Annotated in this window: 23 protein-coding genes; 15 read left to right on the top strand and 8 right to left on the bottom strand. The window is 58.5% G+C overall.

Features of this window, described 5'->3' with window-relative positions; genetic code table 11:
* Positions 1-88 precede the first annotated feature (88 nt).
* Positions 89-1,582, top strand: a complete 1,494-nt coding sequence (locus HMPREF2129_RS04735; RefSeq protein WP_034663841.1) for a DUF1846 domain-containing protein — start codon at positions 89-91, stop codon at positions 1,580-1,582.
* 42 nt (positions 1,583-1,624) lie between these two features.
* A complete protein-coding gene (trhO, locus tag HMPREF2129_RS04730) occupies positions 1,625-2,500 on the top strand; it encodes an oxygen-dependent tRNA uridine(34) hydroxylase TrhO (RefSeq protein WP_034663838.1) in 876 nt (291 codons plus the stop codon).
* 66 nt (positions 2,501-2,566) lie between these two features.
* On the opposite strand, the gene HMPREF2129_RS04725 is transcribed toward trhO, so the two are convergent.
* From HMPREF2129_RS04725 to HMPREF2129_RS04715, 3 genes are all read right to left on the bottom strand, one after another.
* Positions 2,567-3,067 (bottom strand): hypothetical protein, encoded by a 501-nt coding sequence (locus tag HMPREF2129_RS04725; protein WP_034663837.1) that lies wholly within the window; start codon positions 3,065-3,067, stop codon positions 2,567-2,569.
* A 10-nt stretch (positions 3,068-3,077) separates the two neighbouring features.
* Complete coding sequence (locus HMPREF2129_RS04720; protein ID WP_034663835.1) at positions 3,078-4,067, bottom strand: universal stress protein; 990 nt, start codon at positions 4,065-4,067, stop codon at positions 3,078-3,080.
* A gap of 115 nt (positions 4,068-4,182) precedes the next feature.
* On the bottom strand, positions 4,183-4,638 hold the full coding sequence (locus tag HMPREF2129_RS04715; protein ID WP_034663833.1) for a MarR family winged helix-turn-helix transcriptional regulator: 456 nt from the start codon (positions 4,636-4,638) through the stop codon (positions 4,183-4,185).
* Positions 4,639-4,732: 94 nt separating this feature from the next.
* On the opposite strand from HMPREF2129_RS04715, the gene HMPREF2129_RS04710 reads away from it, so the two are divergent.
* The 8 genes from HMPREF2129_RS04710 (at position 4,733) to dnaB (ending at position 13,329) form a co-directional block, all read left to right on the top strand.
* The gene (locus tag HMPREF2129_RS04710) at positions 4,733-5,098 is read left to right on the top strand and encodes a DUF5318 family protein (RefSeq protein ID WP_034663905.1); all 366 of its coding nucleotides are present in this window, start codon (positions 4,733-4,735) and stop codon (positions 5,096-5,098) included.
* A 189-nt stretch (positions 5,099-5,287) separates the two neighbouring features.
* Complete coding sequence (locus tag HMPREF2129_RS04705) at positions 5,288-7,576, top strand: transglycosylase domain-containing protein (protein WP_084576558.1); 2,289 nt, start codon at positions 5,288-5,290, stop codon at positions 7,574-7,576.
* Between the two features lie 78 nt (positions 7,577-7,654).
* Entirely contained in the window at positions 7,655-9,109 is a 1,455-nt protein-coding gene (locus tag HMPREF2129_RS04700) for a glycosyltransferase family 87 protein (protein WP_084576556.1), read from the top strand.
* Between the two features lie 131 nt (positions 9,110-9,240).
* Complete coding sequence (locus HMPREF2129_RS04690; protein WP_034663828.1) at positions 9,241-9,615, top strand: hypothetical protein; 375 nt, start codon at positions 9,241-9,243, stop codon at positions 9,613-9,615.
* A 148-nt stretch (positions 9,616-9,763) separates the two neighbouring features.
* Positions 9,764-10,054 (top strand): 30S ribosomal protein S6, encoded by a 291-nt coding sequence (rpsF, locus tag HMPREF2129_RS04685; protein ID WP_084576554.1) that lies wholly within the window; start codon positions 9,764-9,766, stop codon positions 10,052-10,054.
* A gap of 171 nt (positions 10,055-10,225) precedes the next feature.
* Positions 10,226-10,807, top strand: coding sequence for a single-stranded DNA-binding protein (locus tag HMPREF2129_RS04680; RefSeq protein WP_034663824.1), 582 nt, complete (start codon positions 10,226-10,228; stop codon positions 10,805-10,807).
* Positions 10,808-10,864: 57 nt separating this feature from the next.
* The gene (gene rplI, locus HMPREF2129_RS04675) at positions 10,865-11,317 is read left to right on the top strand and encodes a 50S ribosomal protein L9 (RefSeq protein WP_034663823.1); all 453 of its coding nucleotides are present in this window, start codon (positions 10,865-10,867) and stop codon (positions 11,315-11,317) included.
* Positions 11,318-11,802: 485 nt separating this feature from the next.
* Complete coding sequence (dnaB, locus tag HMPREF2129_RS04670) at positions 11,803-13,329, top strand: replicative DNA helicase (RefSeq protein WP_052092778.1); 1,527 nt, start codon at positions 11,803-11,805, stop codon at positions 13,327-13,329.
* 12 nt (positions 13,330-13,341) lie between these two features.
* On the opposite strand, the gene HMPREF2129_RS04665 is transcribed toward dnaB, so the two are convergent.
* From HMPREF2129_RS04665 to HMPREF2129_RS04650, 4 genes are read right to left on the bottom strand one after another with little or no spacing between them, the layout of a single operon-like run.
* Positions 13,342-14,643, bottom strand: a complete 1,302-nt coding sequence (locus tag HMPREF2129_RS04665; RefSeq protein WP_034663821.1) for an MFS transporter — start codon at positions 14,641-14,643, stop codon at positions 13,342-13,344.
* A gap of 15 nt (positions 14,644-14,658) precedes the next feature.
* Positions 14,659-16,854, bottom strand: coding sequence for a heavy metal translocating P-type ATPase (locus HMPREF2129_RS04660; RefSeq protein WP_034663819.1), 2,196 nt, complete (start codon positions 16,852-16,854; stop codon positions 14,659-14,661).
* A gap of 36 nt (positions 16,855-16,890) precedes the next feature.
* Positions 16,891-17,097, bottom strand: coding sequence for a heavy-metal-associated domain-containing protein (locus tag HMPREF2129_RS04655; protein WP_034663817.1), 207 nt, complete (start codon positions 17,095-17,097; stop codon positions 16,891-16,893).
* A 44-nt stretch (positions 17,098-17,141) separates the two neighbouring features.
* Positions 17,142-17,345 carry a hypothetical protein gene (locus tag HMPREF2129_RS04650; RefSeq protein WP_034663816.1) on the bottom strand — a complete coding sequence of 68 codons (204 nt, stop codon included), beginning with the start codon at positions 17,343-17,345 and terminating at the stop codon, positions 17,142-17,144.
* Between the two features lie 96 nt (positions 17,346-17,441).
* Here HMPREF2129_RS04650 and trxA point away from each other — a divergent pair, with 96 nt between their 5' ends.
* Positions 17,442-17,819, top strand: coding sequence for a thioredoxin (trxA, locus tag HMPREF2129_RS04645; RefSeq protein ID WP_034663814.1), 378 nt, complete (start codon positions 17,442-17,444; stop codon positions 17,817-17,819).
* An 85-nt stretch (positions 17,820-17,904) separates the two neighbouring features.
* Positions 17,905-18,678 (top strand): PspA/IM30 family protein, encoded by a 774-nt coding sequence (locus HMPREF2129_RS04640; protein WP_052092775.1) that lies wholly within the window; start codon positions 17,905-17,907, stop codon positions 18,676-18,678.
* A 2-nt stretch (positions 18,679-18,680) separates the two neighbouring features.
* Here the strand turns inward: HMPREF2129_RS04640 and HMPREF2129_RS04635 are convergent, their stop codons facing one another.
* On the bottom strand, positions 18,681-19,820 hold the full coding sequence (locus HMPREF2129_RS04635) for an NYN domain-containing protein (protein ID WP_034663813.1): 1,140 nt from the start codon (positions 19,818-19,820) through the stop codon (positions 18,681-18,683).
* A gap of 210 nt (positions 19,821-20,030) precedes the next feature.
* On the opposite strand from HMPREF2129_RS04635, the gene HMPREF2129_RS04630 reads away from it, so the two are divergent.
* The 3 genes from HMPREF2129_RS04630 to HMPREF2129_RS04620 are packed head-to-tail and all read left to right on the top strand — an operon-like array spanning position 20,031 to position 22,171.
* The gene (locus tag HMPREF2129_RS04630) at positions 20,031-20,405 is read left to right on the top strand and encodes a GntR family transcriptional regulator (protein WP_034663811.1); all 375 of its coding nucleotides are present in this window, start codon (positions 20,031-20,033) and stop codon (positions 20,403-20,405) included.
* Positions 20,402-21,160 (top strand): ATP-binding cassette domain-containing protein, encoded by a 759-nt coding sequence (locus tag HMPREF2129_RS04625; protein WP_052092772.1) that lies wholly within the window; start codon positions 20,402-20,404, stop codon positions 21,158-21,160. Before HMPREF2129_RS04630 ends, HMPREF2129_RS04625 begins: the two co-directional genes overlap by 4 nt.
* Positions 21,161-22,171: a hypothetical protein gene (locus tag HMPREF2129_RS04620; RefSeq protein ID WP_034663810.1), complete on the top strand. Its 1,011-nt coding sequence runs from the start codon at positions 21,161-21,163 to the stop codon at positions 22,169-22,171.
* Positions 22,172-22,228 lie beyond the last annotated feature (57 nt).

Here is a 22,228-nt window from a genome sequence, read left to right as displayed (position 1 = left end):
TCTCGTAGGCAATGGGGAAAGCCTGGGCTTTTTTGCGTGCCGGGCGTGTAGTCTTTAGTGCCGGATAGCTACGACGCGAGGAGGGACAATGGCGTACTCAGTAGGGTTCGACCGCCAGAAATACGTTGAGTTGCAGTCGGAGCACATTTCCAGGCGCAGAGAAGAAATCGGCGGCAAACTCTACCTGGAGATGGGCGGAAAGCTTTTCGACGATCACCATGCCTCCCGCGTCCTCCCCGGCTTCACCCCGGACAACAAGATCGCCATGTTGGAGCGCATCAAGGACGAAGTTGAGATCGTCGTCTGCGTGGCCGCGCCGGACCTCGTGCGCCAAAAAGTGCGCGCTGATCTGGGCATTACCTACGAAGACGAGGTTTTGAGGCTTATTGATGTCTTTCGGGAGCGCGGCTTCCTCGTTGAAAATGTGGTGATTACCCAGTATGAAGCCGGCGCCGAGCAGGCCGACATGCTGCGCGACAAGCTTGAACGCCTGGGCATGAGCGTGCTCCTGCACCGCGTGATCCCCGGCTACCCGAATGACATTGCGCGCATCGTCTCACCGGAGGGCTTTGGCCGAAATGAGTATGTGCAGACCAGCCGCGATGTTGTGGTGATGACCGCGCCGGGGCCGGGCTCCGGCAAGCTGGCCACGTGCTTGAGCCAGGTGTATCAGGACAATCAACGGGGCACGGCTGCTGGCTACGCCAAATTTGAGACGTTCCCGATTTGGAACCTCCCGCTGGAACACCCGGTGAACCTGGCCTATGAGGCGGCGACGGTGGACCTGGATGATAACAACGTCATTGACCAGTATCACCTGGCTGCTTACGGTGAGCAGGTGTCCTCATACAACCGTGATATTGAGGTCTTCCCGCTGCTGAAGGCACTGTTGAAGGAGGCCACGGGCACGGAGCCGTACCAATCCCCCACGGACATGGGCGTGAACATGGCGGGCTACTGCATCTCTGATGATGAAGCGTGCCGGTATGCGGCCCAGCAGGAGATCATTCGTCGTTTCCTGACGGCGCAGGTGGATTTCCGCCGCGGCGACGTGGATGAGCAGGTGCCGGTGCGTGCCGCGAATGTGATGCGGAAAGCGGGTTTGACCGTGACGGATCGCCCGGTGGTAGCTCCGGCGTTGGACGTCGCGGAAGCCACCGGTAACCCGGGTGCGGCACTGGAACTGCAAGACGGCACGATTGTGACCGGTAAAACCTCCGACCTGCTTGGCCCTTCTGCTGCCGTTCTGCTCAACGCGCTGAAGCTCTTGGCTGGTATCGCGGACGAGGTGCACCTCCTCTCCCCTGATGCGATTGAGCCGATCCAACGCCTGAAAACCCAGTACCTGGGTTCGCGTAACCCGCGCCTGCATACCGATGAGGTGCTCATCGCGCTGTCCACTTCCGCCGCGGAGGACGATAACGCCCGCTTGGCGCTGGAGCAGCTGCAATCCCTGCGGGGCTGTGACGCGCACATCACCACCATCCTGGGTTCCGTCGATGCCGGTGTTTTCCGTTCGCTCGGTGTGCTGGCTACCACGGAACCCCAGTACTGGCGCAAGGCGCTGTACCACCGCCGCTAGGGTTAATTTCCGGCCACAGCAGGAACTTCTTAGACTGGACGCATGCAAGAAAAGATCCTGCTCTACTACCAGTTCCGCCCCATCGCCGACCCGGAGGCGGTCCGTTTGTGGCAGCGGGATCTCTGTGAAGGCCTGGGGCTTTTCGGTCGCATTATCATCTCCCCCGATGGCATCAACGGCACCGTCGGCGGGGAGATGGACGCCTGCAAGACTTATGTGCGCAAAACCAAGGAATACTTCCGCGGCATCGAGTTCAAGTGGTCCGAGGGCGGTAAAGCGGACTTTCCGAAACTCAGCGTGAAAGTGCGCGACGAGATTGTCACCTTCGGGGTGCCAGAAGAATTGCGTGTCGACGCTTCGGGGGTCGTCGGCGGTGGCCGCCATTTGAAGCCGGAGGAGGTCAACGAGCTCGTACAAAAGCGTGATGACGTTGTCTTTTTCGACGGCCGCAATGCGTATGAGGCGGAGATCGGCAAATTCAAAAACGCCGTCGTGCCCGATGTGAATACCACTCACGACTTCATCGCTGAGCTGGAATCCGGCAAATATGACTGGATGAAGGACAAGCCGGTGGTGTCCTACTGCACCGGCGGAATTCGCTGCGAGATCCTGTCCTCCCTCATGATTAACCGGGGCTTTGAGGAGGTCTACCAGATCGACGGTGGCATTGTCCGCTACGGCGAAAAATTTGGGAACCAGGGCCTGTGGGAAGGCTCCCTCTACGTCTTTGACAAACGTATGCACACCGAATTTGGGCCCGAAAATGATCCAGATTTTGTGCAGCTAGGCCACTGCGTGCACTGCGGTGCGCCCACAAATCAGCACTACAACTGTGCTAACGAACCAGAGTGCCGCCGCCAATACCTGAGCTGCCCTGCCTGCCGCGAAAAGCAACCGTATTGCGCAGATTGTTCCTAGCTGGCCTTTTGTCTACTAGGCCTTTTCTAGCTGTCTTTATTGTTCTAGCTGGCCGTTTACGGCCAGCTAGGCGCTGTCGGTGGCCAGGATCCCGATGGTGATGGTCAGCCACCACATGGCAAAGGGCACGATGGGTAGCCAGAATACGCCCATCCAGGGCATCCAGCGCTCGTAGCGGTTGAGCTTGCGCACCATGATGATGGCGCATCCAAGGATGCCGGCGACCGGTGGGATGGAACTGACCACGGCCCACACGGTGCGCCACGTGTTGGTGCATAGCCAGGTTGCCTCCCCCGTTTCGCACAGGGGGCCGCCTGTCATGCGGGCGATGAGGGCGAGGACTCCGGCCACGAGGAAAGTGATGGCCACAGTGCCACCGGCGAACCAGAGGGCCTGTTTTGTGGAGGCTTCATTGCGGGCGTTTACCACTTTCGGGTCCGGCTGATCCGCGAACTCCTCTAGGGTGTGTGGCTCCGGGCGGAGTTTATTGTGGTAATCCGCTGAATCATGCAGGTCATTTTCTGGGTGACCAGGGGCGAAGCCGGGACGATTCTCATGGGAAGCCATGAGCCCGAGTCTATCCCCGCAAGACAATTACTGGAACTGGGGCGTAGCTCAGGAACTCCGCCGTGTGCGGACCGACGTGAACGTAGCCGGAACGGGTTTTTGACTGCGGTGAGGAATCAACGAAGAGCAGGTCGCCCTTCTTCCACTGCTGCGAATCCACCACGGTGCACCAGCCCTCGCCGGCACTCACACGAGTTTCTACCTCAAAGTTCTTCAGCTCCGCGTGCGGGTCTTTGATATTCAAGTCCTGGGCCACGTTCATCACCACATCCCAGGCGCGGTCGAGGAGGGCGAGGGAGGCTTCATTCCATTCGTCGACAAGCGGGCGATGAGTGAGATCATCGTCGAAGTTGTACGTCTCCTCCGGAGAGAAGGCCATGATGCGCAATTCCACATCAAGCGTGAGTGCGAGCGCCGCGGCCAGCCCAATGCCACGCGTGGAGCTGCGCGCAGCTTCCTTCGTGTCCAGGAAGGCGAAGTTCACGCGCGTGATGCCTTTTTTGGCCAACTTGGCGCCCCGCGGAATAATGCCTATTGACGCGGGCGCCGACCGCAACAAAATATCCGTCGCCGAAGCGGGAACAAAGCGACCCTCCGCGGCCTTCGGCTTGGAGCCAAACAGCACAAGATCCGCGTCGAAACGTTGGATTTCCTCTTTGAGCAGCTTGTTACGTGGCTTCCCATCGCGGAAAACCAAGAATTCCTTGTCCCACGCGCGACTGGGCACATGGTGTTTCATTGCCCGCCGCACAGCATGAGTGCGCTCATCCAGGGTGTTTTCAAACCACTTCTTGTACTTCTTGCTCGACGTGGAACGGAACTGTGGCCACGGACGCGGCGCGGTAGTAATCACCCTGATCTCAGCGGGAAGAGATTGCGCGAGCCACCCCGCAAGATGCACCGCTTCTTCCCCGGACTGATCCCAACTCACCGCGATGCGTAAAGGGCGCTCGCTGCCTTTCGACGACAGAAGCGCTGGCAAATGCGAATGTTTGGCCATGTGCTGGAGAGGATCGACGGAGAAATAAGGATGAAGCTAATTAAATCTTATCCGCCCCATGAACCTCCCGTGCCAGTAGGTGTCTCACTTCGGCCCCGGCGCTTGTTGTTAGCGCTTAAGCCAAGTTGTGGGTGGTGTAGAGCTCCGAGAGCTTCTCAAACGCAGGGATGCTGTCCTTGAGTAGCTGAAGGTCCTTAGTGTCGAGGGTGGCCAGCATATCCGTGACGTACTTGGTGCGCTCCTCCGCGACGCGGTCATACTCCTTACGGCCGACCTCGGTGATTTCCACCCGGACACCACGGCGGTCTTCCTTATCGCGGACACGGTGGATCAGATCACGCTGCTCCAGCTGGTGCAAAGTATTGGAGGCCGTTGGCATACGAATACCTTCCTCCTGCGCAAGTTGGCTAATACGCATCGGGCCGGACTCAATCAGTCGCTCCATGATGGACAACTGTGGGCCGGTGAGATCAGACTGCTGTGCAATACGGAAATAAGCAACATAAAGCTTGGTCAAAAACGGTCGCACTTCTGCAGCGATCTCGTGCGCAACATCCACTTTGTTGATCATGCCCACTATCGTAAGCAATTCGTTAATACAAATGCTATTTTCCGCGGAAAATTATCGTATGAAAGTTTTCAGCTCTGGAGTACACTCGCCCACCGTGTTTCGTCTCAGCGCTGAAGTGTCCCACGAATGGGAACGTCGTATGACTTTGCGCGAATTCCATGCGGGCCGAATCCCTCAAGCTGAGCTTTGCGACGCGGACTTCTTGCTCAAAGCCGCCGGTGAACACCACGGAACAGACTCGACCCGCCCCTGCCCTATCTGTGAATCAGTCATGCAGGATGTGCTCTGGATCTACGGTGACAACCTTGGTCGCCGCTCCGGCACAGCGCGCAGCGAGGCAGAGATTGAAGAGATTACGGCGCAGGTAGGACCTATTACTGTCCACCGCGTTGAGGTGTGCCGACACTGCGGTTGGAACCATTTGCTCACCGAAGCTCGGGCAGAAACGGACAGGGCGTAATTGCCCCAGTAGTTCCCCTCGTGCTGTGAATTCAGGTTGAAACAACTACCCTGAAGTAATCTGACCTTACATGTGTCCTACACATCCTGAATAGTTCTCATAGGCAGGAAGAGCACTCCATTGTCACGCGAACCCGATTCCCGTAACTCCCGCAGCCCGCGGGGTGCCCACCCAAACAAGGGCGCGAGCATGCGCAATGAGGGGCCTAAGCGCGCCAGCGCTGACGGCAACTCTTCAGCCACGCCGAAAAAAGCGGCAAAAAAGGTTGTGAAGAAAACGGTTAAGAAAACCGTGAAGAAGACAACGAAGAAGCCAACGTCCGGTGCAGCAACTACCGGCGCAGCAACTGCGGGTGGCGCGAAGGCAGCTGCCACGAAGAGCTCAGATTCTAAAGGCAACCGTGCCAAGCAGTGGTGGACGGCGCTGGCTCTGGCGCTCGCTCTCGTGCTTGCCGTGCCGTTGGGAATTTTTAGTGTGAACTACATACGCGCTGACTTGCCCGCGCCGGACGAGATTCAAACTGCACAGATCTCCACCATCTTCGCCTCTGACAGCTCAACAGAGCTGGCCCGCCTGGTTCCGGCTGAAGGTAACCGCCAGCAGGTCAAGCTTGATCAGGTGCCGGAACATGTGCAGAACGCTGTGCTCGCGGCGGAGGACCGTGACTTCTGGGATAACTCGGGTTTCTCCTTCACCGGTTTTGGCCGTGCTCTTCTCGGCCAAATCACTGGTAATGCTTCCGCTGGTGGTGGCTCGACGATCACCCAGCAGTATGTGAAGAACACCATCGTGGGCAATGAGCACTCCTACACCCGTAAATTCAACGAGCTGGTCTACTCCATCAAGATGACCCACAACTGGTCCAAGGAAGAAATTCTGCAGGGCTACCTGAACACCATTTACTTCGGGCGTAACGCCTACGGCATTCAGGCTGCAGCGCAGGCCTACTTCAACAAACCCGCTTCGGAGCTGACCGTAGAAGAGGGTGCGGTGTTGGCCGGACTGATCCAGCTGCCAAGCCAGTTGGATCCGTGGAACAACCCGCAGGAGTCGGAGAACCGCTGGAACTACGTGCTTGACGGCATGGTTGCAGAAGGCTGGCTGAGCCCAGAGGAGCGCGCCGGGGCGCAATTCCCGGAAACGCGTGATCCGGCCACTTACTCCGCATATACGGAGGCAACGGGCGCGAACGGTTTGATTAAGAACCATGTGATTGAGGAACTGTCTCACATTGGCATCACTGAGGATGATGTGACCAACCGTGGCCTGCAGATCACTACCACCATTGACCCGGTGGTGCAGCAGAGCATCTTGGACACGGCTGAGCAGCAAATGGCGCCACTGCAGGAAGATGCGCGGACTGGTGTGGTGGCGATTGATCCGTCGACAGGCGGAGTGCGTGGCTACTACGGTGGCGACGATCCCTCAGGCTGGGACTACGCAAACGCAGGTTTGCAGACCGGTTCGACGTTCAAGATTTTCGGTTTGGCTGCCGCACTGCAGCAAGGCATCCCACTGTCAGCGATGTATGACTCCTCCCCCGTCACCGTGGGTGACACGCGAATTACGAATGACAGTAACAGTGGCGGTGGCATGACCACCATGGCCGAGGCGATGAAGAACTCGTACAACACGTCTTTCATCCGCATTCAGTCGGACCTGGACAACACCACCTATGACACCGCTGATACCGCACACGCCCTGGGCGTGGCGCGTTCCCTGCCCGACGTTCCGCAGACCCTCCGCGAGCCGGACGGCAGCAAGCCGTACGACGGCATCGTCCTGGGCCAGTACCAGTCCCGCGTGATGGATATGGCTACCGGTATGGCCACCTTGATCAACCGTGGTGTGTGGCACCCAACCCACTTTGTGCAGCGCGTTACCTCCGCTGACGGTGAGGTGCTCTACGAGTTTGATCCGGATTATAAGGAGCGCCGCATCTCCGGCCAGGTGGCCGACAACGTTATCCAGGCCATGCTGCCCATCGCCGGATGGTCCCACTCCGCTTTGGCTGGTGGTCGCCCCAGCGCCGCTAAGACCGGTACTTCCCAGTTTGGCAACACCGGTGGCACGAAGGATGCCTGGATGGTTGGTGGCACTCCTGAGCTGGCTGTGGCTGTGTGGGTGGGCACCGCAGACAACACGTCCCGGATTTACAACGCGTGGGGTGGCAACATGTACGGCTCCATGACGCCGGGTTCCATTTGGAAAGGCGTGCTGGATAGCTCCCTGGCCAACACGGACTTCAAGCAATTCCCCACCGCCACCCCCATCAATTGGGGCGTGAACCCGTACACCGGTGGTACGTACCCGATTACCCCGATCTACACCAACCCGTCTGGTCCGCCGGAGGGTGATTCACCAGATGGTGCGGATGGTCCAGGACCAGCTCCTGAGCCCGCACCGGAACCGCTGCCAGACCAGGTGCCGGTACCTGACCTGGATCTCGGAGATTTGTTAGACGAGCTAGTGGGTTAGGGGTTTGATGTGACAACGGGATGGGCACATCCTGCTGACCGTGTACAACCTGCGCTGACGGAGCCCGTCGCGCAGGGAATGGTGGCCGCACTCGGCGGACCGATGGGGCGGTTCGCTCAGATCGGTCGTGGCCGCTGGTGGACGCCGTTGCGTGCCATCATCTCGGTCGCGTGGGTGTTTCTTGCGCTTGGTGTGCTCGCTAAATCCAACTGTGCGCGTGGCAAGCTGATTGATGGTTCCTTGCACCTCAACTGGGACGGAAACCGCCAGTACACCTCCTTTTGCTACAACGACATCGTCCCGCTTTACGGTGGGCGCGGGCTCGACCAACCCGGCTTTGTGTACGACTACTCGTGGGTTGAAGGTGATCTCACCCGGTACATGGAGTACCCGGTGCTCGCCGGACTTTTTCAAGGAGCCATGGGTTGGATTGCGCGCACGACCTACCCGCTCATGGACTGGGCGTTGCCGGAGTCCGGTTGGTATTTTTACATCACTGCGTTTGTCATGGCGCTGGTCTGGGTGGGCACCGCGCGCATGGTTGCAGAGCTCTCTGGCAACCGAATCTGGGACACGATCCTGGTGGTGGCCTCTCCCCTGCTGATCATGCACGCGTTTACGAATTGGGATATTCCCTCCATCGCCTTCATGGTCGGTGCCTTGTTGGCGGCACGTAAGAAGAAGTTCTGGCTGGCCGGTGTGCTCATTGGTTTTGGCACCGCCTTCAAAATGTGGCCCTTGTTCCTGCTTGGTGCCTACCTTGTCATTGCGCTGCGGAAGAAGAACTTCGTGCCTTTCTTGCAGATGCTCGCCGCGACCGTCGTGTCCTGGCTCGTGGTCAACGTGCCCATCATGCTGCATAACTACGACGCATGGCATGAATTCCAGCGCCTCAATACCGAACGCGGCTGGGAATGGACCACGATCTACGCCGTAATCGCCCGTGCTTTCGGCTGGACCGGATTCGATTCGGGTGGCGGTACTCCGGTCATCTTGAATGCGGTGACGCTCGGACTCTTCCTCGCCGGCTGCGTCTTCGTCCTCATCGTTGGACTGAAAGCACCACAAACCCCGCGCGTGGCGGAACTCTTCGTCCTCATTATTGGGTTCTTCCTGCTCTTCAACAAGGTGTGGAGCCCCCAGTACTCCCTGTGGCTCGTCGTGCCTGCGGTGCTAGCACTGCCCCACTGGCGCTTGCTGCTCACGTGGATGACAGCCGACATGCTCGTCTGGCCTATTCTCATGTGGCACATGATGGGAACCGATAACCTCGGTCTGCCTGGCGCCGCACTCAACATCATCGTGCTCATCCGTGATGCACTGATCGTGGCCATCATGGTGCTCGTTGTCCGCCAAATGTATGGCCGTCGCCGCGACAAAGTCCGCGATGCGCACTACGGCTGCGACCCCCTACTCACCACACCAGCGGATTGGGAGGAGGCTAAGCAACATTGGGAACCGCAACAATCCTTGGAATCTGCTCCATCTTCATTGCCTTCGCCCTCTTCGGTGCCTGCTTCTGGGCAGTCGTGAGGAAGAAGCCCGTCGGCCTCGCCGTCACACTCGGCATCCTGGCATTCATCTTTATGACGATCCTGCCTGTCTCCCTCGCTGTTTTCTTCGCGGCGCCGAACCCCTAGGGTTTGTCGGTACGGTGGAAAGGCATGAAGAAACTATCGACGATTGCAGTTGCCCCCACCCTCCTCTTCCTCGCCGCGTGCAGCGGCGCCCAGGAGCCACAAACGATGCCGGAGACAACGACGAAAACAGCGACTGAAACAACTGTTGTTCAGCAGGATACGTCTCAGCGTGAGCTGCCTTCCGCAGTCAGTGGATACACCGAGAAGGCCGAAGCCGAGCTTATCCACGAAGGCGTGACCAAAGACGATGTCGACCGCGTTCTCACCGCTGCTCAGAACAACGATTCCGCGGTAGCAGTCGAGTGGGACGATGACGGCTACTGGGAGATTGAACTCGGCGATATTGATGTTGACATTGATCCGGACGGGCTTGTTCTGGATGTGGACAGGGATGACTAGGGGCCCCGTAGGCGTCGATAAGCAATTTCTCCCTGCTTGAGCCCTGGGGTACGCTGGTGTGGTTGCTTGACGTAAGCGACCCTCCTGCCACTGCCACAAGGGTGGTGGCCGACATCAATGAAACGACCATAGGAGGTGATGAGGTCCCGTGCGTCACTACGAAGTAATGATCATCTTTGACCCGAGTCAGGATGAGCGCACCGTTGCCCCGTCCCTGGACAAGTTCCTCGAAACTGTCCGTAAGGATAACGGCAAGGTGGAAAATGTTGATATCTGGGGCAAGCGTCGCTTTGCCTACCCGATCGACAAGAAGGAAGAGGGTGTCTACGCAGTAGTCACCCTGGATTGCGAGTCCGAGACCGTTCAGGAGCTCGACCGCCGTCTGAACCTGAACGACAACATTCTGCGAACCAAGGTTCTGCGCACCGACAAGAAGTAAGCGCGAACTTTTAGAACGAGGCTTCTTTCGTGCCGGTTTAAACCAGTGCACAAGGGCTAAATCCCAGCGCATGGGCAATGTTCACCCTAGGTTATATGCTTGGGTGTGCAAGAAAACCAGCACAACTACATGGACTCATTCGCATAAAGGTATAGGTAAGGACGAAACATCATGGCACAGGGCGAAACTCCCATCACCGTCGTAGGCAACCTCGTTGCTGATCCGGAACTGCGCTTCACGCCGGCTGGCGTGGCCGTAGCTAACTTCCGTATCGCATCCACTCCCCGCACGTACAACCGTGACACTGGGCAGTGGGACGATGGGGATGCTTTGTTCTTGACATGCAATGTGTGGCGTGGGGCTGCTGAGAATGTCGCAGAATCCCTGACCAAGGGCATGCGCGTCATTGTCAATGGCCGTTTGCGTCAGCGTTCTTACCAGACCCGCGAAGGCGAAAACCGCACGGTATTTGAGGTCGAGGTCGACGAGGTCGGCCCATCCCTGAAGTACGCTTCTGCTTCCGTTTCCCGGAACCCGCGTGAGGGCGGTTCCGGCGGTGGCTTTGGTGGCAACCAGGGCGGCCAGCAATTCCAGAACAACCAGAACACTGGTGGTTTCGGCGGTCAGAGCCAAGGTGGACAGAACCAGGGCAACCAGTCCCAGGGTGGTCAAAACCAGCCCGCGAATGATCCGTGGAACTCTGCTCCTCCCGCCGGTGGATTCGGCGGCATGGACGATGAGCCACCGTTCTAAAGACGCAGCATTTCAATAACAACGAACATCTTTCACGAAGAGGAAGGGTAAGGATTCATGAAACTGATCCTCACCGCTGCCGTTGAGAACCTTGGTGAACCCGGCGATATTGTCGAGGTCAAGGACGGCTACGGACGAAACCTTCTGCTCCCCCGCGGTCTGGCCATCGTGGCTACCCGTGGCGCTGAGAAGCAGATCGAGGACATCAAGCGTGCCCAGGAGCAGCGCTCTGTGCGCGACCTGGAACATGCGAAGGAGCTGCGTGATCAGCTCGACCAGCTGCAGGGCGTGACCGTTAAGGTCCGCACCGGCAACAATGGCAAGCTGTTCGGCTCTGTGAAGCCGGCTGACATTGTCGCTGCCGTTGAGGCAGCTGGCGGCCCGGCTCTGGATAAGCGCCGCGTTGACGTGCCCAAGGGTTTGGTCACCCGTACCGGTGGCTACCAGGTCAAGGTCAGGCTCCACGATGACGTGGAGGGCAAGGTGAACTTCGAGGTCGTGAGCGCTTAATTCCGCTTCACGGCGATTGATAGGGCAAAGCCCCTACATCAGTCCAACGACAACAGCATTTAACGCGGGTCCCACTTGTGAGGAGTGGGGCCCGCGTTTCTTTTCTTAGACTCCCATTAGGTTATTCACATGGCCTGTGGATAAAAGGTGGATAACTTGCGTTTGAGCATTTACTTAGGTAACGAAACGGTAAAAATAAGGTGATTCTCAGGTACCAATTGAACCTGCTGGTAAGGGTTTTATTCACGAGTTTTCGCCCCTTTCTAAAGCGAATAAAAAGCCTTTGACCTCGTGCGTTATGGACAGGTGTGGAGATCTAGTCGAGTTATCCACAGGTTATCCACAAGTGGTGGAGAGTCCGTGTGGAAACTGACGTTCATTTTGAAGAGTTATCCACAGCGGGTTGTGGATAAGTCTGAGAAAGCGGGAGAGTTCCCCCGCGCGGGGTAACATCTACGGACAATCGGGGTTAATGGAGGTTAGGCATGACGGTAGGCGGAAACACGGCTGGCAACGGCGAGGGCGGCGACGCGAACGGCTTTGACGGAGATAGCTTTGATAGCTTCGCAGACGGCGCGGTCCCACCGCCACCACCGCCGGAGGAGTCTGGCTCACGGGGCGGTTCTTCCCGCTTTAAGGATCGGCCAGATCGAAGCCGTGGGTTTAGCAAGGACCGCACGGATTTAACGGAGTACCGGCAACCCCCACACGACCGGCAGGCGGAGCAGGGCGTGCTCGGCGCTATGCTGCTCAGCGCATCCACGGTCGTCGATGTGACTGAGGAGCTGCAGCCGGAGGATTTTTATTACCCGGCGCACCAGTTGATCTATCAGGCTATTTTGGAGCTTTATTCGCAGGGCTCGGACATTGATGTGCTCATCGTTGCTGGCCGGCTCGATCGCATGGGCAACTTGGAGCGCGTTGGGGGTGCTCCGTACTTGCACACGCTGATCTCTGAGGTGCCTACCGCGGCGAATGCACGCTATTACGCGGACATCGTTGCGGAGAAATCCACGTTGCGTCAGCTTGTGGACGCGGGAACGCGCGTTGCCCAACTTGGCTACGAGGGCGGCGAAGGCATGGAAGTCGATGCCCTTGTGGACCGCGCTCAGCAGGAGATCTTCTCCGTAGCGCAGAAACAGACGGGTGAGGATTACCGTCCGTTGTCGGAACTGCTTAAACCCACAGTGGATGAGCTTGCCGCCTACGAAAAGGACGGTGGGCTTGCGGCGGGTGTGCCTACGGGCTTCATTGACCTGGACCGCTTGACCAACGGCCTACATGCTGGCCAGATGATTATTATCGCGGCACGCCCTGGTGTGGGTAAGTCCACCCTGGCCATGGACTTCGTGCGTTCGTGTTCGATCCATAACGGACTGACTTCCGTCATCTTCTCGCTTGAGATGAGCGCCTCGGAGATTGTTATGCGTTTGCTCTCTGCAGAGACGGAGATCAAACTGTCTGCAATGCGCTCCGGCCAGATGGAGGAAAAGGACTGGGAGAAACTCACCGACCGATTGCAGCAGATCCAGGCCGCACCGATCTTCGTGGATGATTCCCCGAACCTGACCATGATGGAAATCCGCTCCAAGGCCCGCCGTCTGAAGCAGCAACACGGTCTGGACTTGGTGGTGCTGGACTACATGCAGCTGATGAGTTCCGGTAAGAAGGTGGAATCACGCCAGCAGGAAGTCTCGGAATTTTCTCGCCAGCTGAAGCTTCTGGCCAAAGAGCTTGAAGTCCCCGTGATTGCTATTTCACAGTTGAACCGTGGCCCGGAATCACGCACGGATAAGCGCCCACAGCTGGCGGACCTTCGTGAGTCCGGTTCGCTGGAGCAGGACGCGGATATCGTTATGCTGCTGTACCGCCCAGATTCCCAGGACAGGGACAATGAGCGCGCCGGTGAGGCTGACATCATCGTGGCTAAGCACCGTGGCGGCCCGATTGACACGATTGCGGTGGCACACCAGCTGCACTATTCGCGCTTTGTCAACATGGCCCGCGGCTAAACCCGACGCGCGTTACGCCAACGCTTTGCCGCGTTGCTCAGGCAGCGTGAACGCGGCAATGCCAGCGACGGCAAAAGCAGCAGCGAAGACTCCGAAGACCGCCATTGATCCACCCCATGCCAACACCGGGGGAACAATAAGCGGCGCGATGATGGAGCCGATTCGGCCAAAGGACGCCCCGGCACCCGTGCCGGTAGCGCGGATGGAGGTGGGATAGAGCTCCGGCCCAATGGCGTAGAGCGCACCCCACGCACCGAGGTTGAAGAAAGAAAGCAGGCAGCCGGCAGCGATGATCTGCCACGGCGCGGCAGCAAGACCGAAAAGTACTGCGGAAAACGCAGAACCCGCCAGGAATGTGGACAGAGTGATGCGCCGGCCCCAGATCTCAATGAGCCACGCGGCTGCGGCATAGCCCGGTAGTTGAGCAAGCGTAATAATCAGCGTGAAGCTGAAGGAGCGCACGAGGGTAAAACCTTGATCCACCAGCAAGGACGGGATCCAGATGAAGGCGCCGTAGTAGGACAGTGACACGCCAAACCACACGAGCCAGAAAGCGGCAGTGCGACGGCGTAAATCGGGGCCCCAAATTCCGCCGCTGACCTCAGATTCGTTCACAGCAACAGGAGAGTGGTCTATCTTCGCTGGATCAGCAGCAGATTCGAAGGAGGAGACGATCGCCTCTGCCTCTTCGTGCCTGCCCTTCGACTCGAGGAAGCGGACCGATTCCGGTAAGCCCATGCGCACGTAGATGGCATACAGCGCTGGCACCGCACCGAGAGCGAAACCCCAGCGCCAGCCGTTTTCGCCCTGAGAGACCACGAAAGTGCCAATCACCGCGGCGAGGATCCAGCCAACTGCCCAGAAGCCCTCGAGGATGACCACCATTCGGCCCCTGCTGCGTCGGGGCGCGAACTCGCTGACCAGGGTGGAGGCCACCGGAAGTTCCGCACCAAGACCCAATCCGACGAGGAAACGGAAGACCATAAGAGCACCGACGGACCAGGCAAAGGCAGATGCGCCGGTGGCCAGACCGTAGAGAAGCAAAGTGACTGCGAAAATCTGGCGGCGACCAAACTTATCGGCCAGAAGCCCACCAAGCGTGGCGCCGATGGCCATGCCAATGAATCCGACAGAAGCAATCCAAGATGTGGTGGATTTATCAAGGTTCCAGTGCACCGCTAGCGCCGCGATGATGAAGGACACCAGGCCAACATCCATGGCGTCAAGCGCCCACCCGATGCCGGAGCCAACCAGAAGTCGGCGGTGTTTGGATGTGACAGGCAGGCGGTCAAGCCGCTCATTACGGGTGGTCATGGCGGAGAATCTTACTCAACCACGACGCAGCCTCAAGGAATTGGTCACAACAAACACGGAAGAAAACGCCATGGCGATGCCGGCCAACATCGGGTTGAGCAGACCAAATGCGGCCACAGGGATGAGGATGACGTTGTAGGCGAAAGCCCAGAACAGGTTGCCCTTGATGGTGCGTAGCGTGCGTCGAGAAAGGCGGATCGCATCGGCAGCGCTGCCCAGATCATTGCCCATGAGGGTGATGTCCGCAGCCTGGATGGCTACATCCGTACCGGAGCCCATGGCCAAGCCTAGGTCAGCGGTGGCAAGCGCGGCAGCATCGTTGACGCCGTCGCCGACCATCGCCACGGTTTTGCCTTGGGATTGAAGCTTTTCTACGACCTCAACCTTCCCCGCTGGCAGAACCGATGCCGTAACGCAGTCCTGGTCTATCCCCACTGCCCGTGCCACAGCGTGTGCTGCACCCGGGTTATCACCGGTGAGCAAATACGGTGTGAGGCCCAAGGAACGCAGATCCGCGATTGCCTGCGCGGACGTGTCCTTAATGGTGTCGCTCACCGCAATGACCCCAGCATCCGTGCCATCCACAGTGACGGTGATGGCGGTGGCACCTTCCGCTTCATAGGCTTCGGCTTCCGCACCAAGGCCCCGGCCGACGGTCACGCGGGAGCCACGGACAAGCGCCCGCACGCCTTGCCCCGCTTCGGAGGTGAAGCTCTGTGCTTCGGGGATCTCAAGTCCACGCTCCTGCGCCGCGGTGACAATTGCTTGGGCGATTGGGTGCTCTGAACCAGATTCCACAGCCGCCGCGAGAGCGAGCAGTTCGTCCGCGTTCAAACCAGCATCTGCCGCCGGGGCCACAGCATCCACCGACATGTTGCCACTGGTCACAGTGCCTGTTTTGTCTAGAACGATCGTGTCCACTTTGCGTGTGGACTCCAGGATCTCCGGTCCCTTGATCAGCAGGCCTAACTGCGCACCGCGACCGGTGCCCACCAGAATTGCGGTGGGTGTGGCCAGCCCCAACGCACATGGGCAGGCGATGATGAGCACAGCAACAGCAGCGGAGAACGCCGCCGGCGTGTCGTGCCCCAGGAGCAGGTGCACCACCAGAGTGATCAGTGATGCAACAATCACTGCAGGCACAAAAACTCGGGAAATACGGTCCACCAGGCGCTCAACTGGCGCCTGTCCGGCCTGCGCGTTGCGGACGAGCTCGATCATCTGCGCCCACGTGGTCTCCGACCCCACACGGGTGGCCTCAATGATCAGGCGGCCAGACAGGTTTACTGTCGTGCCGGTGACGGTGTCACCCTCGCCGATGTCTACAGGGACGGATTCGCCGGTGAGCATGGAGTTGTCAATCGTCGATAAGCCTGATAGCACTACGCCATCCGTGGCAATCTTCTCGCCCGGGCGAACCACAAACTGATCACCGACCTGCAGATCAGCAGCTGGGATGCGCACCTCTTGGCCGTCGCGCAGAACCGTGGCAGTCTTCGCGCCCATGGTGGCCAACTCGCGCAGAGCCTCGGAGGAACGCCCCTTCGCCTTCATCTCAAACCAGCGGCCGAGCAGCAGGAACGTGATTACCACCGCGACGGTTTCAAGATAAAGCGGTGGCGCTTCCTGCGCACTGGTGCCCGCAAACTGCACCCACAGTGCCCACAGTGACCACACGTAGGCAGCCGTGGTGCCCAGTGAAATCAGTGTGTCCATGGTCACCGCGCCGTGGCGCAGATTCGTCCACGTCGCGCGGTGGAAAGGGGCACCGGCCACGAAGTAAACCACCGTGGTCAGCGCTAGCGCGATCCACTCCCAGCCCGGGAACTGAACCGCCGGGACCATGGAAAGCACGGACACCGGTACGGTCAGCACCGCCGACCAGATCACCGTGCGCTTGAGCTTCTCCGTCTCCGCATCACGCATCGCGTCTACATCGGGGGTCGGCTCATCGGGCTCATCTAACCCAGCACTCGCCGCGCCCCCCACAACAAAAGCCTCATAACCTGCATCACGGACGACCTGCATGAGGGCATCCGGGTCCGTCAACGACGGATCAAAGTCCACCGCCGCAGTCTCGGTGGAAAAGTTCACCGTGGCATCCACCCCAGCGACCTTGTTCAGTTTGCGTTGCACACGCGACGAACACGAGGTACAGGTCATGCCCATCACGCCCAAATCGAGGTGCGATGGTGTGGGGGTGCTTGTCATGTCTAACTCCTTACACAGCCAGATCGGTCAAGCTAGTTAAGCCAGGGTGTAACCAGCTTCCTCGACTGCATCAGCAATCTGCTCACGGGTGAAACCGGAGCCAATGACTTCGACGTCACCCGTCGTGTGATCAGCGTTAACACCGGTCACGCCAGGGACCTCGCTGATCTCCTCCTTGACGCTGGCCTCACAGTGGGCGCACGTCATGCCGTCAACATTAAAAACAGTTTTTTCAGTACTCATGGGATTGATGGTAGACGACTCATGGGATTGATGGTAGACGCACTTTAGACGTCGATAAGCGAAAAGCCCGCGTATTCGACCGCGTACTCGATCTGCTCATCCGTGAAACCTTCACCCGTGACCTGCATGAGGCCGGCTTCCACATCAATGTCCACACCCTGCGTGCCCAGCACCTCGCTCACTTCAGACTGAAGTTTTTCAACAGACGTGGTGTCCTGCGGTCCTTCGAACCTGTAGTTCTTGGTCACAATTGCTCCTTTTCTGCCCCGAATGGGAATGAATCGAAACTGAGTGGGGTTGAACTCACTGATAGACGTTACCCGAGCAGACGAAAAGGATTAATAATGAGCACCATTAACGTCACTGAAGACACATTCACCCAGGTTATTCAAGACAACGACATTGTCATCGTGGACGCATGGGCCGATTGGTGCGGGCCGTGCAAGGCTTTCGCCCCGACATTTGAGAAGGCATCAGACAAGCACGAAGACATCGTCTTTGCCAAGCTCGACACTGAAGCCAATCAGGGTCTCGCTGCCGCGCTTCAGATCCAGTCGATCCCCACTCTCTTTGTTTTCCGCGAAGGCATCCTTCTCGGCCAGCAGTCCGGTGCGCTGCCTCCCGCCGCGCTTGAGGAGTTTATCCAGGCCACCCGCGACGTGGACATGGAGCAGGTCCATCGTGACATCGCCGCGCAAAACGCGCAGCAGGATGAGGCTTAAGGCTTATTCGCTTAGCGACGGATTAGCTGATTTCCACGTAAACTCGGGTCCGTATTTGCTCCCAACATGTTAAGGACGCGCAACCATGGCTAACCCGTTCAGCAAGGGCTGGAAGTACCTCATGCAGTCGTTTGATTCTGCGATTGATGAGAATGCTGATCCGAAGGTCCAGATCGAGCAGGCCGCCAACGCGGCGAAGGAGCAGCATAACGCGATTACGCGCCAAGCTGCGGAGATCATTGGCCAGAAGAAGCAGCTGGAAATCAAGATCAACCGGCTGCGTGAAACTCAGGCGCAACAGCAGGAGAAGACCAAGACCGCACTGCAGATGGCGGACAAGGCCACGGCAGAGGGGGATACCGCGAAAGCGCAGGAGTTCAACAACACTGCCGAGGTACTCGCCACACAGCTGGTAACAACTGAGCAGGAGCTCGCAGATCTGACTGCGCAGTACGCGACGGCAGAGCAGGCAGCAAAGCAGGCTGAGGAAGAACAGCGCAGGTCTGAAGCACGTTTGGAAGAGCAGCTCGCCGAGGTCAACCGCCTCCGTGCCCAGGTGGATCAGGCCAACATGCAGGAGATGTCGGCGCAGGCCATGGACACCATCGGCCAGTTCCGCACGGATGATTCCGTGCCCACCCTGGATGGTGTGCGTGACAAGATTGAGCGCCGCTACACCACCGCACTTGGCCAGCAGGAACTCGCCGAATCCAACCCGGACAATGTCATGTCAGAGATTGAATCCGGTCAGGCTAACACCGATATTGCTGCGACCTCCAAGCTGGCGGAGATCCGCGCAGCTATGAAGAAAGAAGCTGCTACTAACGGTGAACTCACCCCAGACACCGAATCCGACTAGTTCTAGGTCTGGTTCCTGCGAATATTGATCAGTACCGCGCGAATCCCCGAGTGGAAACCATCGCGCAGATTGACGCGCTGGTTCTCACTCAACGTGTACTCATGCAGAGTTTCACAGGCGAACTGGAGGAGCGGGCGATCAATCTCTGGTGGCAAACCACCGCCGGACAGCATGTGGGCCTTGTCGCGCTGCTCTGAAGAAGCGGCGTTATCAAACCACCACGTTGCATACTGTTGTCCCACGTCAAATGGAGTTTGAAACCCGGAGGAAGTCCACACCTCCTCCGGCAGTGGAACATAACGCGAACGCAGCTTGCGGCGCGGTGCCATCATGGATGGCTTTGGCGTGTGGCTTGCACCAACGTCACTGGTCGTGTCCGCCAGCTGTGCCGGGGAAGGTACGGTGGCCCTTTCAGGTTTCGGCATAGCCTCCTGCGTAGCCTCTGGCTCGGAGCTGGGGGCTTCACCGGCGGCGTCGATAAGCTGCGCGGATAGTGGTTGCTCACCGTCGGGGCGCGGAATGTCGCACATGCCCTCGTTGTCCTCCATTTCGGCATCGGCGAGGGGGCGTTCGCGGATGCTTGGCGGGAGGGGCCCTTCGAGAACCTGCAGTTGCATGGCGTCGGCGAAATCCTCGCGCGGATCGAGGATCGTCGTGGTGTCACATGCGTGGCGCAGGGCCGACGACATAGAATCCCAACCGAAGCCATAGAGGTGCACGCGGATGCCGGCGTTCGTGGCTTCCTCCACGCCTGGGATCATGTCAGCATCGCCACTGACCAGTACAAAGTCAGTGAATTGGCCACGCATGGCGTTGACCACGACGTCGGCCACGAGACGGGTATCCACACCTTTTTGTGTGCGACGTTCACCCCATTCGATGAGCTGGCCGGTGCGCAGCTGCACGCCATCACACGTGCGCAGCGCGCGTTGGTAGCGGTGCGGGCCTGAGTCGGGGATGCCGTCGTACCAGTACTGACGGTGAATCGGCTGATCAAGCTGCTGCGTGATCATGCCGGAAAGATTGGCAACAACCTCCGGGAGATCAATTTCTAACTGTGAACGTGCACCTGTCTCCCACGAGTTGTAAAAGCTCGCGAGCAGGTAAGACGTGTCCACAAAGACGAGTGTGCGTTCAAGCATGGCTCCTGACTTCCGTATCTATTCATGTAATTAAAAGTTTTGTCGCTCACCCAGTTTGCCTGACTTGTATGGCTCTCGCTGAGAAATCGCATTGACCAGGTCGAAGAAGGCGCACGTGAGTGATTTCTGCTTTGTTCAACGTGTTTTCATTGTGAAAAATTTCGCTTGGTTGTACGGTTGGTTAATCAACTAATTAACCGGAGGTGAAAGGTGGGCAATGACACAGAACCGTTATTCCTTCAGATCGCACGGCTAATCCAGGACCAGATCATGGACGGCGAACTCAAGCCCGGCCAACGCGCCCCATCAACGAATGAGCTCGCCGCATTCCACAGCATCAACCCCGCCACCGCGCGCAAAGGGTTGACCTTGCTCGTCGAAGCAGGAGTCCTAGAAAAACGCCGCGGTATCGGAATGTTCGTCACAGAGGGTGCACCCGAGCGCATCGTCGCCAAGCGCCGCGAGGACTTCGCTGGCGACTACATTGCACCGCTTATCGACGAAGCCTTGCGCCTGGGCTACGCCCGCACCGACCTCCACGACCTCATCGACCGCGTCGCAGAAAGTAGAGGAATGTACCAATGACCATTTATGTCTCACGTTTGGCTCACAGCTTTGGCAAGAACGACGTCTTGCAGGGCGTCACCGTGGACTTCGGCCCCGGCATCCACGGCTTGCTCGGTCGAAATGGTGTGGGTAAATCCACGCTGCTGAAGATCATCGGAGGCCAGCTCAAACCTGATTCAGGCATGGTCAAGGTTTTTGGTGAGCGCCCCTTCGACAATGCCCGCGTCATGGATAACACCTGCTTGACGGGTGTGGATACCGCCTACCCGGGTTCGTGGTCCGGCACTGACGTGATCAAAGGTGCGCAGTTGCGTTACCGCACGTGGAATCAAGCGCTTGTCGACGAGCTCACCGCCGATTTCGAGATGGGCGATGCCCTGAGCACCCGTTACGACAAACTTTCTCGCGGACAGCGCGCCATGGTCGCCATCATTATTGGGCTGGCCTCGGGCACGGAGCTTTTGCTTCTCGACGAACCCTATGTCGGCCTGGATACCCACAACACCGATGTGTTCTACCGTCATCTTCTCGCCCAGGCAGATTCCGGCCGGACGATCGTGATGGCCACGCACCATATCGACGACGCGGCGAAAGTCCTGGATGATGCGGTGATTCTGGGACGCGACGGGGTCGTGCTCAAGCAATGCGCCCCTGAGGATGCCGATGATTTCGCTGTCGCGGGCCCGGACCTTGTGCCCATTTACGACGCCCCGCGTCATGCCCGCGCTGCCACTTTCGACGACCTCATCGAGCACTACTTGGAGGTGTCCTAGATGAACACGAGCCTGCTCGGATATTTCCGCCACCAACTTGTCGCAGCACCGCTGACGCGTCTGATCTGGATGGTCCCGATACTTGCGATGCTCGCATCCGGGCTGCTTCATGTCACCCGCGATTCGCCTGTTGCTGTCATCTTTGGCCCAATGATCCTGACGGTCGTCATGATCGGGGCGTTGTCGTCGGAGGACACCGCCTACACGGCGTACGGAATGCCGAAGTCACGCACCATGAAACTGACTGCGATGGCGGTTGTTCCCGCCGTGGTGTTCAGCGCGGGCATTGCATTACTCGCGCGCCCGGACTGGGTTGGCATTGCGGGCGCACTCGTGGCGCTGGTGTCGGGGCTGCTCTTCGGCGGGCAATACATAGCCGGCGATGGAGTGGCTGATGACCGGAAGGCGGGTTCGCACCTTGGAAGCGGCAGCTTCGAATTCGAATTGATCTTTAAACCGCAGCTGCTGTGGGCTCTAGGTGCGGGTAGTGCGCACTCACTCATGATCCCTTTGACCAGCTTCATTGGTAACGACACATTGCGTCCACTCCTTGGTGGCCTGCCGATCATGATCTGGTATTCGGCATATTGTATGCAGGGTCTCGGAATTACCGGTGCGGCAACGGGCGCAAGCTACGGCGTGCCCCGACGACAGTGGTTCGCATTGTCATGGGCGGCGGCCATCGCCGCGGTGGTGGTCTATATCGTTGTGGCCGGGTTGTTCAGTCCCGTGACGGGCACCTGGCCAGCGGTGATAGTTACCGGTGCCGGCGGTTTTGCGTGTGCTGTTTTGGGTGGGGCCATGAAGATCTGGCGCACGGAATTAGGCATGCTTCCCGCCTACATGATGTTCTTCATCGCAAATGGGGCATCGGATACTCAAAGCTTCCTCGACGGCGCAGTCATCTTTGCGCTGGCCACAGCGGGAATCATCGCATTGGTCGGCATCGTCATTCAGGCTGGGTATCTCATGGGTTTAATCAACCCAAAACATGCTCAAAAGAACCGTTAAAAAACATGAGATAACCAGGGGATTTGTGTTGTTGGTTGGGTGTGTGTAGTTTTGTGT

It is taken from the genome of Corynebacterium tuscaniense DNF00037 (genome assembly GCF_000759055.1).
GTDB classification, from domain to species: domain Bacteria; phylum Actinomycetota; class Actinomycetes; order Mycobacteriales; family Mycobacteriaceae; genus Corynebacterium; species Corynebacterium tuscaniense.
This window is presented reverse-complemented; position numbering and strand designations above follow the sequence as displayed.

Bases quoted from the DNA above. Each gene is read 5' to 3' on its own strand.
- HMPREF2129_RS04735 (WP_034663841.1), top strand. From the start codon at position 89: ATGGCGTACTCAGTAGGGTTCGACCGCCAGAAATACGTTGAGTTGCAG.
- trhO (WP_034663838.1), top strand. From the start codon at position 1,625: ATGCAAGAAAAGATCCTGCTCTACTACCAGTTCCGCCCCATCGCCGAC.
- HMPREF2129_RS04725 (WP_034663837.1), bottom strand. From the start codon at position 3,067: ATGGCTTCCCATGAGAATCGTCCCGGCTTCGCCCCTGGTCACCCAGAA.
- HMPREF2129_RS04720 (WP_034663835.1), bottom strand. From the start codon at position 4,067: ATGGCCAAACATTCGCATTTGCCAGCGCTTCTGTCGTCGAAAGGCAGC.
- HMPREF2129_RS04715 (WP_034663833.1), bottom strand. From the start codon at position 4,638: ATGATCAACAAAGTGGATGTTGCGCACGAGATCGCTGCAGAAGTGCGA.
- HMPREF2129_RS04705 (WP_084576558.1), top strand. From the start codon at position 5,288: ATGCGCAATGAGGGGCCTAAGCGCGCCAGCGCTGACGGCAACTCTTCA.
- HMPREF2129_RS04700 (WP_084576556.1), top strand. From the start codon at position 7,655: ATGGTGGCCGCACTCGGCGGACCGATGGGGCGGTTCGCTCAGATCGGT.
- HMPREF2129_RS04690 (WP_034663828.1), top strand. From the start codon at position 9,241: ATGAAGAAACTATCGACGATTGCAGTTGCCCCCACCCTCCTCTTCCTC.
- HMPREF2129_RS04680 (WP_034663824.1), top strand. From the start codon at position 10,226: ATGGCACAGGGCGAAACTCCCATCACCGTCGTAGGCAACCTCGTTGCT.
- rplI (WP_034663823.1), top strand. From the start codon at position 10,865: ATGAAACTGATCCTCACCGCTGCCGTTGAGAACCTTGGTGAACCCGGC.
- dnaB (WP_052092778.1), top strand. From the start codon at position 11,803: ATGACGGTAGGCGGAAACACGGCTGGCAACGGCGAGGGCGGCGACGCG.
- HMPREF2129_RS04665 (WP_034663821.1), bottom strand. From the start codon at position 14,643: ATGACCACCCGTAATGAGCGGCTTGACCGCCTGCCTGTCACATCCAAA.
- HMPREF2129_RS04660 (WP_034663819.1), bottom strand. From the start codon at position 16,854: ATGACAAGCACCCCCACACCATCGCACCTCGATTTGGGCGTGATGGGC.
- HMPREF2129_RS04655 (WP_034663817.1), bottom strand. From the start codon at position 17,097: ATGAGTACTGAAAAAACTGTTTTTAATGTTGACGGCATGACGTGCGCC.
- trxA (WP_034663814.1), top strand. From the start codon at position 17,442: ATGAGCACCATTAACGTCACTGAAGACACATTCACCCAGGTTATTCAA.
- HMPREF2129_RS04640 (WP_052092775.1), top strand. From the start codon at position 17,905: ATGGCTAACCCGTTCAGCAAGGGCTGGAAGTACCTCATGCAGTCGTTT.
- HMPREF2129_RS04635 (WP_034663813.1), bottom strand. From the start codon at position 19,820: ATGCTTGAACGCACACTCGTCTTTGTGGACACGTCTTACCTGCTCGCG.
- HMPREF2129_RS04625 (WP_052092772.1), top strand. From the start codon at position 20,402: ATGACCATTTATGTCTCACGTTTGGCTCACAGCTTTGGCAAGAACGAC.
- HMPREF2129_RS04620 (WP_034663810.1), top strand. From the start codon at position 21,161: ATGAACACGAGCCTGCTCGGATATTTCCGCCACCAACTTGTCGCAGCA.